Source organism: Streptomyces sp. NPDC007162 (assembly GCF_040634175.1).
Lineage (GTDB): Bacteria > Actinomycetota > Actinomycetes > Streptomycetales > Streptomycetaceae > Streptomyces.
This window is the reverse complement of sequence record NZ_JBEYFC010000016.1, coordinates 26,725-39,044: the sequence shown is the minus strand read 5'-3', so window position 1 is coordinate 39,044 and position 12,320 is coordinate 26,725. Positions and strand designations below refer to the sequence as shown.

Genomic DNA, 12,320 nt, shown 5'->3' with positions numbered 1-12,320 from the left:
AACCGTGCCTTGCGGGCCGCCGCGACCGGCATGAAGGTGAAGGACGACTACGCGCGCGTGGGCGTGCCGATGCTGCCGGTGGTCGCCTCCAACAAGGTGGTCGCCAAGCAGATCGTCATCTACAGCTGGGTGATGGTCGCCGTCTCCCTGCTCCTCACCCCGCTCGGCTACACCGGCTGGTTCTACACGCTGGTCGCGCTGGTGGCGGGCGGCTGGTGGCTGTGGGAGGCGCACGCCCTGCAGAACCGTGCCAAGGCCGAGGTGACGGGCGGCAAGCTCAAGGAGATGCGGCTGTTCCACTGGTCCATCACCTACGTCTCGCTGCTCTTCGTGGCCGTGGCGGTCGATCCCTTCCTGAGGTAAGGGTCACTCGGCCCTTCCGTCGCCAATCGATCTACCCGTCGGTAGCATCCTGTCCATGGCAGACACGCAGCAGGTGGACCAGAAGACCGAGCGCAAGGTCGCGCGCCTCGCCAAGCAGATCGGCACCTTCGCCAGGGCCCACGGCGGCGCCGAGGGCCAGGTGGCCTACATCGGCGAACGCGGCGCCCGCATCGTCCTCGTCGGCGCGGACGGCGGCTGGGGCGACCTGGTGGCCCCGACCTACGAGATCGCCGAGCAGGCGGTGGCCAAGTCGGGCATCACCGCCCACGAGTCCTTCGACGGCGAGCTCGCGGCAAAGGTGACGACGGGCCCGTACGAGTGGAAGCGCATGGCGGGCATCCAAGTAGGCGGCTGAACAACGCGCCCCCGGCCCGCGGCCGAAGAACGACCGCACACCGCGACCTCAGTCCCGTTCCCCCGTTAAGACGGTTAAGCAACCGTCGTCCACGGGGAGCCCGGATGATCGACACGCCGTCCCTGGTGGACCAGTACTGCCACGGAGTGCTCCGCACCGAGCTGGGCCTGGGCACCTTCGAGGCCCAGCTCGCCCGCACCGAAGGCCCTCCGGCCCCCGGCACCACCCTCTTCGACACCCAGACCGGTTTCGCGGTGCGCCGCTGGTGCCCCCCGCTCCTCGGCCTGGAACCGCACTGCCCGCCCGCCCGCTACCTGGCCCGGCGCCGCGAACTCGGCGTCCTGGAAGCCGGCCGCCGGCTCCTGCGCGGCAGCGGCATCACCACCTACCTCGTCGACACCGGTCTCCCCGGCGACCTCACCGGTCCCACCGAGATGGCCTCCACCGGCGACGCGGACGCCCGCGAGATCGTCCGCCTGGAACTCCTCGCGGAACAGGTCGCGGACACCTCGGGAACCGTCGAGTCCTTCCTCGCGAACCTGGCCGAGTCGGTGCACGGCGCGGCGGCGAACGCGGTCGCCTTCACCTCGGTCGCGGGCCTGCGGCACGGCCTGGCCCTGGCCCCCGAGCCCCCCGGCCCGGGGGAGGTGCGCGGTGCCGCGGGCCGCTGGCTGGCGGCCCGCCGGGTCGGCGGCGAACTGTCCGACCCGGTCCTCCTGCGCCACCTGCTGTGGATCGCGGTGGCCTCCGGGCTGCCCCTGCAACTGCACGCGGGCCTGGCCGAGCCCGGCACCCGGATCGACCGTACGGACCCGGTGCTGCTCACGGACTTCGTCCGGGCCACCGCGGGCCTCGGCACCGACCTGGTCCTGCTGCACGGCTACCCCTACCACCGGCACGCCGCCCACCTGGCCGGAGTCTTCCCGCACGTCTTCGCCGACTCGGGCGCGGCCCTGGTCCGCACCGGGGCCCGGGCCGCCACGATCCTCGCCGAGATCCTCGAACTCGCCCCGTTCGGCAAGATCCTGTTCTCCAGCGGCGCACACGGCCTGCCCGAACTCCACGTCGTCGCCGCCCGCCTCTTCCGCGAGTCCCTCGCCCGGGTCCTCGGCAGCTGGGTCGCCGAGGGCGCCTGGTCGCAGGCCGACGCCCAGCGTGTGGCCAGACTGATCGCGGCGGGGAACGCGCGGCGGGTGTACGGACTGGAGTGAGCCGTGCCCCGGGACGGCTCCGGGGCTACTCGGCGCGGGCGGCCGACGCGCCCACCGCGTCGTACGACTGGGCGGGCAGCTCGGCCGTGACCTCGGCGCGTTCCCGCAGGGACAGCAGGACCCGCAGCACACCGATCCACACCAGGCAGGAGCCGAACATGTGGAGGCCCACCAGGACCGTGGGCAGGTGGGTGAAGTACTGGACGTAACCGATCACGCCCTGCCCGAGCAGGACCAGGAACAGGTCGCGGACCCGGTCGCGCGGGCCCCGGGGCGCGTTGACGCCCTTGAGGAAGAACCACAGCGCGAAGGTCAGCGACACCACGATCCAGGCGAACACCGCGTGCAGTTCCGCGACGCCCGACCAGCTGATGTGGATGCGCTTGACCTCGCCGGAGTCACCTGGGTGCGGTCCGGCGCCGGTCACGACCGTGCCGGCCGTGATGAGCAGGCCGGCCACCACCACCAGGGCCCACACCAGCTGCTGCACGGCCCTGCCGACCAACGGCCGCGGCTCTCCATCGCCCTCGCGGGTGCGCTGCCACATCACCACGGCGACCGTGAGGAGGACCGTCGCCAGCAGGAAGTGGGCGGCGACGGTGTACGGGTTGAGGCCGACGAGCACCACGATGCCGCCGAGGATCGCGTTGCCCATCACGATCCAGAACTGCGCCCAGCCCAGCCGGGTCAGACTGCGCCGGTACGGCTTCTCGGACCGGGCGGCGATGATCGCCCAGCCGACCGCCGCGCACAGCACGTACGTGAGCATGCGGTTCGTGAACTCGATGGCGCTGTGGTAGCTCAGCGCGGTCGTCGGGGCCAGCGAGCCGTCGGTGCACTCGGGCCAGGTCGGGCAGCCGAGGCCGGAGCCGGTGAGCCGCACCGCGCCACCGGTGACCACGATGACCACCGACATGACGAGCGCGGTGAGGGCGGCCCGCCGGACCGTCCGGGGATCCGGGGTCCAGCGGTCGGCGATGAAGGCGAGCGGGTTGCGCAGAGCCGCAACGACGTCGGTGGGGGTCAGCTTTGGCACGAGCACCATGGTAGGGGGCCGCTTGTGCATGCGTTCACGAGGGTCACTCCCAACGGAAGAAGCGTCCCGCCACGGCCAGCGCCACCACCGCCCACACTCCCAGAATCCCCAGGTCGCCCCAGGGCATCCCCGCTCCGTGCTGCAGCACGTCCCGCAGGCCGCCCGAGAGGGCGGAGATGGGCAACAGGCCGAGCACCGACCGGGCGCCGCCGAACTTCTCCAGCGGGACGATGACCCCGCCGCCCACCAGCAGCAGCAGGAAGACCAGGTTGGCGGCAGCCAGGGTGGCCTCCGCCTTGAGGGTGCCCGCCATCAGCAGGCCGAGGCCGGAGAACGCGGCCGTGCCGAGGACCAGGAGGAGCAGGACCGCGAGGGGGTTGCCGTGCGGGGACCAGCCGAGGGCGAAGGCGATCACCGTCAGCAGGATCACCTGGAGGATCTCGGTGACCAGGACCGACGCCGTCTTCGCCGCCATCAGGCCCCAGCGGGGGAGCGGGGAGGAGGCGAGCCGCTTCAGGACGCCGTACCGGCGTTCGAACCCCGTCGCGATGGCCTGGCCGGTGAAGGCCGTGGACATGACGGCCAGGGCGAGGATGCCGGGGGCGAGGAAGTCGACCGACTTGCCGGCGCCGGTGTCGACGATGTCCACCGAGCTGAACAGGACCAGCAGGAGGGTCGGGATGACGACGGTCAGCAGCAGCTGCTCGCCGTTGCGCAGCAGCATCCTCGTCTCCAGGGCGGCCTGCGCCGCGATCATGCGGGGCAGCGGGGCGGCGCCCGGCCGGGGGGCGTAGGTGCCCGTCGCGGTGGTCATGAGCGCAGCTCCTTGCCGGTCAGTTCGAGGAAGACGTCCTCTAGGGTGTGGCGTTCCACGGAGATGCGGTCCGGCATCACCCCGTGCTGGGCGCACCACGACGTCACCGTGGCCAGCAGCTGCGGATTGACCTTGCCCATGACCCGGTAGGAGCCCGGGGTCAGTTCGGCCGCCGTCGACTCCGCCGGGAGCGCCTTGAGCAGGGAGCCGACGTCGAGTCCGGGGCGGCCGGTGAACCGCAGCGTGTTCTCGGCGCCGCCCCTGCACAGCTCCTCGGGGGAGCCCTGGGCGATCACCCGTCCGGCGTCGATGACGGCGACGTCGTCGGCCAGCTGCTCGGCCTCCTCCATGTAGTGCGTGGTGAGGATGACCGAGACCCCGTCGGTGCGCAGGTCCCGCACCAGGTCCCAGGTGGCGCGGCGGGCCTGCGGGTCGAGTCCCGCGGTCGGTTCGTCGAGGAAGACCAGTTCCGGGCGGCCGACCACGGCCATGGCGAGGGCCAGGCGCTGCTGCTGGCCGCCGGAGAGCCGACGGTACGACGTCCGGCCGCAGCTGCCCAGGCCCAGCCGCTCCATCAGCGCGTCCACGTCCAGTGGGTGCGCGTGCAGCCTGGCCACGTGCCGCAGCATCTCGTCGGCGCGCGCGCCGGAGTAGACCCCGCCGGACTGGAGCATCACCCCCACTCTGGGGCGCAGCTCGGCGGTCTGCCGTACGGGATCGAGGCCCAGGACGCGCACCGAGCCGGAATCCGGTCTGCGGTACCCCTCACAGGTCTCGATCGTCGTCGTCTTGCCCGCTCCGTTGGGGCCGAGTACGGCGGTCACTCCCGGCCGGGCCACCAGGTCGAGGCCGTCCACGGCGGTCTTCGTGCCGTACCGCTTCACCAGGTCCCGCACCTGGACCACGGGCTCACTTCGCATGGTGACAGAGTCTAGGGACGTCTCCCGTCACCCGGACGGCCGGGTGCTGCATCTCCTCCTCACGGGGCCGGTGCACGGCCAGCCACCGCTCGGCGTGGGCGACCGCGTCCGCCACCGGGAAGAGCCGCGCCCCGGCCGCGCCGACCGTGCCGCGCAGGACCACCGGGCGGTCGCGTTCGAAGTCGTGGCCCAGTTCGTCGAAGCGGTCGGAGGTGATGGACACCTCGGTCACCTCCTCCCAGCCGCCGCCCGCGGCGGGCCGGCCGACCCGGACCCGCGGGGCGGGGATCCGGTACTCGGCGAGGTGGAAGGCGGTGCAGGTGTCGTAACCGGTGCCGAGCATCAGCACGCGCGCGTGCACCGCCTCGAGCCGGGCCAGCGGGCTCTGCTCGCCGAGCCGGCAGTCGGGGGCGTGGCCGTCGAGGAGCCGGGCGGCGTGCGGGCCGACGGCCGCGAAGGAGGTCTGCGGGTGCGCGCTGCGCACGGCACCCGGCCAGTTCCGTACGGTCTCCGGGACCACTCCGACCCCGCGCGAGGGCGTGGTCCGGGGGTCGTACGCGGGCATGGTCGCGCGGATCCGTGGCCACCATTCCTCGGGCACCGGCGGGTCGTGCCACAGCGCCGGGTCGGAGAGGTCGCCGGTCTGGGTGGGGACCACCAGCGTGCCGTCCGGGCCGAGGGCGTCGAGGATCGCCTGGACGACGGCCACGGGTCCGCCGTTGACCCAGCCGAGCGAGCTGAGCGAGGTGTGTGCCAGGAGGACCTCACCGGGCTGGACGCCGAGCGCGCGCAGCTGTTCGGCGAGGCTGCCCCGGGTGACAAGAGGGCCGGTCGGAGTGGGTGTGGGCATGGTCCGGAAGTGTTCCGGAGGGGGCCGTGACGCGCCACCGGTTCGGCCGAGGGAGATCGATCAGAGATCGTTTCCGCAGGTCGGATTAGGTAGACCTAAGTGACGCAGGGCACCGTTCTGTCGCCCGGACGCGGCTTGCCTGCCTCTGAGGAATTACGCAACAATGGCGTTGTGAAAAACGTCGGCGAGGCTCGGGAGACCCCCATGGGGCCCCCGCAGGAAGAGCTCGCGACCGGTGAGCGCTCGACGCGCAACCGGGTCGCGCGGTCGATCCTGGACCACGGCCCGTCGACCGTCACCGAGCTGGCCGGGCGCCTGGGACTGACCCCGGCGGCCGTACGCCGGCACCTGGACGCGCTGGTCGCCGACGAGGTCGTGGAGGCGCGCGAGCAGCGGGTGTACGGCGCGCGGACGCGCGGCCGGCCCGCCAAGGTCTTCGCCCTCACCGACTGCGGCCGCGACGCCTTCGACCAGTCGTACGACAAGCTCGCCGCCGACGCGCTGCGCTGGATCGCCGAGCAGGAGGGCGGCCAGGAGGCGGTCGCCGCCTTCGCGCGGGCCCGGATCACCGCCCAGGCGAGCGTCTACCGCAGGGCGATCGAGGGCGTGAGTCCCGACAAGCGTGCGGAAGCGCTGGCCAGGGCGCTGAGTCAGGACGGGTACGCTGCAACGGCGCGCAGCGCACCGGTCGGCGAACAGCTGTGCCAGCACCACTGCCCGGTCGCCCACGTCGCGGAGCAGTTCCCCCAGTTGTGCGAGGCGGAGACGGAGATCTTCGCCGAGCTGCTCGGAACACACGTCCAGCGACTGGCGACCATCGCGCACGGCGACGGCGTCTGCACGACGTTCATCCCAAAGATCTCCACGACTTCCACTGACGCATCCGCAAGCACGGCCGGGAGGAACCCCGCATGACTCTCCCCACGGAGACTGCCCACCCTGAGCTCGAAGGCCTGGGCAAGTACGAATACGGCTGGGCCGACTCCGACGTGGCCGGTGCCGCTGCCAGGCGTGGCCTCAGCGAGGAGGTCGTCCTCGACATCTCCGGCAAGAAGTCCGAGCCGGAGTGGATGGCCAAGCTGCGTCTCAAGGGTCTGAAGCTCTTCGAGAAGAAGCCCATGCCGAACTGGGGCTCCGACCTCTCCGGCATCGACTTCGACAACATCAAGTACTTCGTGCGCTCCACGGAGAAGCAGGCGGAGTCCTGGGAGGACCTGCCCGAGGACATCAAGAACACCTACGACAAGCTGGGCATCCCGGAGGCGGAGAAGCAGCGCCTGGTCGCCGGTGTCGCCGCCCAGTACGAGTCGGAGGTCGTCTACCACCAGATCCGCGAGGACCTGGAGGAGCAGGGCGTCATCTTCCTCGACACCGACACCGCCCTGAAGGAGCACCCGGAGCTCTTCAAGGAGTACTTCGGCACCGTCATCCCGGCCGGTGACAACAAGTTCGCCGCGCTGAACACGGCCGTGTGGTCCGGCGGCTCCTTCATCTACGTGCCGAAGGGCGTGCACGTCGAGATCCCGCTCCAGGCCTACTTCCGTATCAACACGGAGAACATGGGCCAGTTCGAGCGGACCCTGATCATCGTCGACGAGGGTGCCTACGTGCACTACGTCGAGGGCTGTACCGCTCCGATCTACAAGTCGGACTCGCTGCACTCCGCGGTCGTCGAGATCATCGTCAAGAAGAACGCCCGCTGCCGCTACACGACCATCCAGAACTGGTCGAACAACGTCTACAACCTGGTCACCAAGCGCGCCGTCGCCTACGAGGGCGCCACCATGGAGTGGGTCGACGGCAACATCGGCTCCAAGGTGACGATGAAGTACCCCGCCGTCTACCTGATGGGCGAGCACGCCAAGGGCGAGACCCTCTCCATCGCCTTCGCGGGCGAGGGCCAGCACCAGGACGCCGGCGCCAAGATGGTCCACATGGCCCCGAACACCTCCTCCAACATCGTCTCCAAGTCGGTGGCGCGTGGCGGTGGCCGTACCTCCTACCGCGGTCTCATCGAGATCGGCGAGGGCGCCCCGGGCTCCAAGTCGAACGTGCTCTGCGACGCGCTGCTCGTCGACACCATCTCCCGCTCGGACACCTACCCGTACGTCGACGTCCGCGAGGACGACGTGTCCATGGGCCACGAGGCGACCGTCTCCAAGGTCTCCGAGGACCAGCTCTTCTACCTGATGAGCCGCGGTCTGAGCGAGGACGAGGCGATGGCGATGATCGTGCGCGGCTTCGTCGAGCCGATCGCCAAGGAACTGCCGATGGAGTACGCCCTCGAACTCAACCGGCTGATCGAGCTCCAGATGGAAGGCGCGGTCGGCTGACGCCGTCCCCCTCCCGTCAAGCCACTTATACGCAAGAAAGCGAGCAGACCGACAGCCATGGCTGAGGCTCAGAACACCCCGGTGGGCTCCACCACCGCCGGCGCCATCGCGGTGGCCGCCGAGTCGACCGTCGCCACCCGCATGAGCGCGCCCCCGTCCTTCGACGTCGCGGACTTCCCGGTCCCGCACGGCCGCGAGGAGGAGTGGCGGTTCACCCCGCTGGAGCGCCTGCGCGGGCTGCACGACGGCACCGCGGTCGCCACCGGCGAGGGCGTGAAGGTCGTCGTCGAGGCCCCCGAGGGCGTCACCGTCGAGACCGTCGACCGTGACGACCCGCGGCTCGGCAGGGCCGGCACCCCGGTGGACCGCGTCGCCGCCCAGGCGTACTCGGCGTTCGAGAAGGCCGGCGTGGTCACCGTCCCCAAGGAGACGGTGCTCACCGAGCCGGTCCGGATCGCCGTGCACGGCGAGGGCGGTACCGCCTTCGGCCACCAGGTGATCGAGCTGGGCGCCTTCGCCGAGGCCGTCGTCGTCATCGACCACACCGGTGACGCGGTGCTCGCCGCCAACGTCGACTACCTGCTCGGCGACGGCGCGAAGCTGACCGTCGTCTCCGTGCAGGACTGGGACGACAAGGCCGTGCACGTGGCCCAGCACAACGCCCTGGTCGGCCGGGACGCCACGTTCAAGTCCGTGGTCGTCACCTTCGGCGGCGACGTCGTACGACTGCACCCGCGCGTGTCCTACACGGGCCCCGGCGGCGAGGCCGAGCTGTACGGCCTGTACTTCACCGACGCCGGCCAGCACCAGGAGCACCGCCTGCTGGTCGACCACAACGCCCCGCACTGCAAGTCGAACGTCGCCTACAAGGGCGCGCTCCAGGGCGAGCAGGCGCACGCCGTCTGGATCGGCGACGTCCTCATCGAGGCCAAGGCCGAGGGCACCGACACCTACGAGATGAACCGCAACCTCGTCCTCACGGACGGCGCGCGCGTCGACTCGGTGCCGAACCTGGAGATCGAGACCGGCGAGATCGTCGGCGCCGGTCACGCCTCCGCCACCGGCCGCTTCGACGACGAGCAGCTCTTCTACCTGATGGCCCGCGGCATCCCGGAGCACGAGGCCCGCCGCCTCGTCGTCAGCGGCTTCTTCGCCGAACTGGTCCAGCAGATCGGTGTCGCCGACATCGAGGAGCGCCTGCTCGCCAAGATCGAGGAGGAGCTGGAGGCCTCGGTCGCATGACAGCCCCGACCGCGTTCGTGCGCGTCTGCGGACTGAGCGAGCTGGAGGAGGACACCCCGAAGCGGGTGGAACTCGACGGCACGCCGGTCTCGCTCGTCCGTACCGAGGGAGAGGTGTTCGCGATCCACGACATCTGCTCCCACGCCAACGTCTCGCTCTCCGAGGGCGAGGTGGAGGACTGCCAGATCGAGTGCTGGCTGCACGGCTCCAGCTTCGACCTGCGCACCGGCAAGCCGTCCGGCCTCCCGGCCACGCGCCCCGTCCCCGTATACCCCGTAAAGATCGAAGGGGACGACGTGCTCGTCTCCCTCACCCAGGAGTCCTGAGGCAATCCATGGCAACGCTTGAAATCCGAGACCTGCACGTCACCGTCGAGGCCGACAACGCCACGAAGGAGATCCTCAAGGGCGTCGACCTCACCGTGAAGCAGGGCGAGACGCACGCCATCATGGGCCCCAACGGCTCCGGCAAGTCGACCCTCGCCTACTCGCTGGCCGGTCACCCGAAGTACACGATCACCGGCGGCACCGTGCTGCTCGACGGCGAGGACGTCCTGGAGATGTCCGTCGACGAGCGCGCCCGCGCGGGCCTGTTCCTGGCGATGCAGTACCCGGTCGAGGTCCCCGGCGTCTCGGTCTCCAACTTCCTGCGCACCTCCGCCACCGCCATCCGCGGCGAGGCCCCCAAGCTGCGCACCTGGGTGAAGGAGGTCCGCGAGGCCATGGAGCGCCTCAGCATCGACCCCGCCTTCGCCGAGCGCAACGTGAACGAGGGCTTCTCCGGCGGTGAGAAGAAGCGCCACGAGATCCTCCAGCTCGAACTGCTCAAGCCGAAGGTCGCGATCCTCGACGAGACCGACTCCGGCCTCGACGTCGACGCCCTGCGCATCGTCTCCGAGGGCGTCAACCGCGTCCGCGAGACCGGCGAGGTCGGCACCCTGCTGATCACGCACTACACGCGCATCCTGCGCTACATCAAGCCCGACCACGTGCATGTGTTCGCCGGTGGCCGGATCGTCGAGTCCGGCGGTCCCGAGCTGGCCGACAAGCTCGAGAACGAGGGCTACGAGGCTTACACGAAGGGCGGCGCATCCGAGTGACACAGTTGCCGGGCCTCCTCGACACCGAGGCGATCCGCAAGGACTTCCCCATTCTGGACCGTCAGGTCCACGACGGGCGGAAGCTCGTGTACCTGGACAACGCGGCGACCTCGCAGAAGCCGCGCCAGGTGCTGGACGCCCTGAGCGAGTACTACGAGCGCTACAACGCCAACGTCCACCGCGGTGTGCATGTGCTCGCCGAGGAGGCCACGGCGCTGTACGAGGGCGCGCGCGACAAGGTCGCCGAGTTCGTCAACGCGCCCAGCCGCGACGAGGTGATCTTCACCAAGAACGCCTCCGAGTCGCTGAACCTCGTGGCCAACATGCTGGGCTGGGCCGACGAGCCCTACCGGGTGGACCACGAGACCGAGATCGTCATCACGGAGATGGAGCACCACTCCAACATCGTGCCGTGGCAGCTGCTCGCGCAGCGCACGGGCGCGAAGCTGAAGTGGTTCGGCCTCACCGACGACGGCCGTCTCGACCTGTCCAACATCAACGAGGTCATCACGGAGAAGACGAAGATCGTCTCCTTCGTGCTGGTGTCGAACATCCTGGGCACGGTCAACCCGGTCGAGACGATAATCCGGCGTGCGCAGGAGGTCGGCGCGCTCGTCTGCATCGACGCCTCCCAGGCCGCCCCCCACATGCCGCTGGACGTGCAGGCCCTGCAGGCCGACTTCGTGGCCTTCACCGGCCACAAGATGTGCGGCCCGACCGGCATCGGCGTCCTGTGGGGCCGCCAGGAACTCCTGGAGGACCTGCCCCCGTTCCTCGGCGGCGGCGAGATGATCGAGACGGTGTCGATGCACTCCTCGACCTACGCTCCCGCCCCCCACAAGTTCGAGGCGGGCACGCCCCCGATCGCCCAGGCGGTCGGTCTCGGCGCGGCGATCGACTACCTGAACGCCATCGGCATGGACAAGATCCTCGCCCATGAGCACGCGCTGACGGAGTACGCGGTCAAGCGTCTCAGCGAGGTCCCCGACCTGAAGATCATCGGCCCCGCCACGGCCGAGGACCGGGGCGCGGCGATCTCCTTCACACTCGGGGACATCCACCCGCACGACGTGGGCCAGGTCCTCGACGAGCAGGGCATCGCGGTCCGGGTGGGACACCACTGCGCCCGTCCCGTCTGCCTGCGCTACGGAATTCCTGCGACCACGCGAGCGTCGTTCTATCTGTACTCCACGCCGGCCGAGATCGACGCTCTGGTCGAGGGCCTGGAGCACGTACGGAACTTCTTCGGCTGAAGGGCGTGAGCTGAGACCGTGAAGCTGGACTCGATGTACCAGGAAGTCATCCTGGACCACTACAAGAACCCGCACGGGCGTGGTCTGAGGGATGGCGACGCCGAGGTACACCATGTGAACCCGACGTGCGGCGACGAGATCACCCTCCGAGTGAAGTACGACGGCACCACGATCGAGGACGTCTCGTACGAGGGCCAGGGCTGCTCGATCAGCCAGGCGAGCGCCTCCGTACTGAACGAACTCCTCGTGGGCAAGGACCTGGCGGACGCGCAGAAGATCCAGGAGACCTTCCTGGAGCTGATGCAGTCCAAGGGCAGGCTGGAGCCCGACGAGGCGATGGAGGACGTCCTGGAGGACGCCGTCGCGTTCGCCGGGGTCTCCAAGTACCCCGCGCGGGTCAAGTGCGCCCTCCTGAGCTGGATGGCGTGGAAGGACGCGACGGCCCAGGCGCTGGGTGGCGCGGCCGACGCCGAAAGGAGGACGGCATGAGCGAGACCGTTGAGATGAAGCCCGCCTCGGAGGAGGAACTCCGTGAGGCGCTGTACGACGTCGTCGACCCCGAGCTGGGCATCGACGTCGTCAACCTCGGCCTGATCTACGGCATTCACATCGACGACGCGAACATCGCGACGATCGACATGACCCTGACCTCGGCGGCCTGCCCGCTGACCGACGTCATCGAGGACCAGGCCAAGTCCGCCACGGACGGCCTCGTCAGCGAACTGCGCATCAACTGGGTCTGGATGCCCCCGTGGGGCCCCGACAAGATCACCGACGACGGCCGCGAGCAGCTGCGGGCGCTCGGGTTCAACGTCTGAGATTT

15 protein-coding genes are annotated in these 12,320 nt (G+C 70.0%); 11 read left to right on the top strand and 4 right to left on the bottom strand.

Going from position 1 to position 12,320, the window contains the following annotated elements:
- The 3 genes from ABZ646_RS03700 to ABZ646_RS03690 form a co-directional block, all read left to right on the top strand.
- Positions 1-363, top strand: a 363-nt coding sequence (locus ABZ646_RS03700; protein WP_360512581.1) for a UbiA family prenyltransferase, incomplete at its 5' end; no start/stop codon positions are given.
- A gap of 55 nt (positions 364-418) precedes the next feature.
- Entirely contained in the window at positions 419-739 is a 321-nt protein-coding gene (locus ABZ646_RS03695; RefSeq protein ID WP_360512579.1) for a hypothetical protein, read from the top strand.
- 104 nt (positions 740-843) lie between these two features.
- Positions 844-1,950 carry an amidohydrolase family protein gene (locus ABZ646_RS03690; RefSeq protein WP_360512577.1) on the top strand — a complete coding sequence of 369 codons (1,107 nt, stop codon included), beginning with the start codon at positions 844-846 and terminating at the stop codon, positions 1,948-1,950.
- A 25-nt stretch (positions 1,951-1,975) separates the two neighbouring features.
- Here the strand turns inward: ABZ646_RS03690 and ABZ646_RS03685 are convergent, their stop codons facing one another.
- From ABZ646_RS03685 to ABZ646_RS03670, 4 genes are read right to left on the bottom strand one after another with little or no spacing between them, the layout of a single operon-like run.
- Positions 1,976-2,995, bottom strand: a complete 1,020-nt coding sequence (locus ABZ646_RS03685) for a COX15/CtaA family protein (RefSeq protein ID WP_360512575.1) — start codon at positions 2,993-2,995, stop codon at positions 1,976-1,978.
- A 34-nt stretch (positions 2,996-3,029) separates the two neighbouring features.
- Positions 3,030-3,800 carry an ABC transporter permease gene (locus ABZ646_RS03680; RefSeq protein WP_360512573.1) on the bottom strand — a complete coding sequence of 257 codons (771 nt, stop codon included), beginning with the start codon at positions 3,798-3,800 and terminating at the stop codon, positions 3,030-3,032.
- Positions 3,797-4,720, bottom strand: coding sequence for an ABC transporter ATP-binding protein (locus tag ABZ646_RS03675; protein ID WP_360512571.1), 924 nt, complete (start codon positions 4,718-4,720; stop codon positions 3,797-3,799). The genes ABZ646_RS03680 and ABZ646_RS03675 overlap by 4 nt, the downstream gene beginning before the upstream one ends.
- Positions 4,710-5,570 carry an AAC(3) family N-acetyltransferase gene (locus tag ABZ646_RS03670; RefSeq protein WP_360512569.1) on the bottom strand — a complete coding sequence of 287 codons (861 nt, stop codon included), beginning with the start codon at positions 5,568-5,570 and terminating at the stop codon, positions 4,710-4,712. Before ABZ646_RS03670 ends, ABZ646_RS03675 begins: the two co-directional genes overlap by 11 nt.
- A 171-nt stretch (positions 5,571-5,741) precedes the next feature.
- Here ABZ646_RS03670 and ABZ646_RS03665 point away from each other — a divergent pair, with 171 nt between their 5' ends.
- From ABZ646_RS03665 to ABZ646_RS03630, 8 genes are read left to right on the top strand one after another with little or no spacing between them, the layout of a single operon-like run.
- The gene (locus tag ABZ646_RS03665; protein ID WP_360512567.1) at positions 5,742-6,485 is read left to right on the top strand and encodes a metalloregulator ArsR/SmtB family transcription factor; all 744 of its coding nucleotides are present in this window, start codon (positions 5,742-5,744) and stop codon (positions 6,483-6,485) included.
- Positions 6,482-7,903: a Fe-S cluster assembly protein SufB gene (sufB, locus tag ABZ646_RS03660; RefSeq protein ID WP_360512565.1), complete on the top strand. Its 1,422-nt coding sequence runs from the start codon at positions 6,482-6,484 to the stop codon at positions 7,901-7,903. The genes ABZ646_RS03665 and sufB overlap by 4 nt, the downstream gene beginning before the upstream one ends.
- Before the next feature lie 57 nt (positions 7,904-7,960).
- Positions 7,961-9,145: a Fe-S cluster assembly protein SufD gene (sufD, locus tag ABZ646_RS03655; protein ID WP_360512563.1), complete on the top strand. Its 1,185-nt coding sequence runs from the start codon at positions 7,961-7,963 to the stop codon at positions 9,143-9,145.
- Positions 9,142-9,471 (top strand): non-heme iron oxygenase ferredoxin subunit, encoded by a 330-nt coding sequence (locus ABZ646_RS03650; RefSeq protein WP_360512561.1) that lies wholly within the window; start codon positions 9,142-9,144, stop codon positions 9,469-9,471. Before sufD ends, ABZ646_RS03650 begins: the two co-directional genes overlap by 4 nt.
- 8 nt (positions 9,472-9,479) lie before the next feature.
- Complete coding sequence (sufC, locus tag ABZ646_RS03645) at positions 9,480-10,244, top strand: Fe-S cluster assembly ATPase SufC (protein ID WP_360512559.1); 765 nt, start codon at positions 9,480-9,482, stop codon at positions 10,242-10,244.
- Positions 10,241-11,497, top strand: coding sequence for a cysteine desulfurase (locus ABZ646_RS03640; RefSeq protein WP_360512557.1), 1,257 nt, complete (start codon positions 10,241-10,243; stop codon positions 11,495-11,497). Before sufC ends, ABZ646_RS03640 begins: the two co-directional genes overlap by 4 nt.
- An 18-nt stretch (positions 11,498-11,515) precedes the next feature.
- Positions 11,516-11,986 carry a Fe-S cluster assembly sulfur transfer protein SufU gene (gene sufU / locus ABZ646_RS03635; RefSeq protein ID WP_360512555.1) on the top strand — a complete coding sequence of 157 codons (471 nt, stop codon included), beginning with the start codon at positions 11,516-11,518 and terminating at the stop codon, positions 11,984-11,986.
- Positions 11,983-12,315, top strand: a complete 333-nt coding sequence (locus ABZ646_RS03630; RefSeq protein ID WP_094214784.1) for a metal-sulfur cluster assembly factor — start codon at positions 11,983-11,985, stop codon at positions 12,313-12,315. Before sufU ends, ABZ646_RS03630 begins: the two co-directional genes overlap by 4 nt.
- The last annotated feature ends 5 nt before the right edge of the window (positions 12,316-12,320 follow it).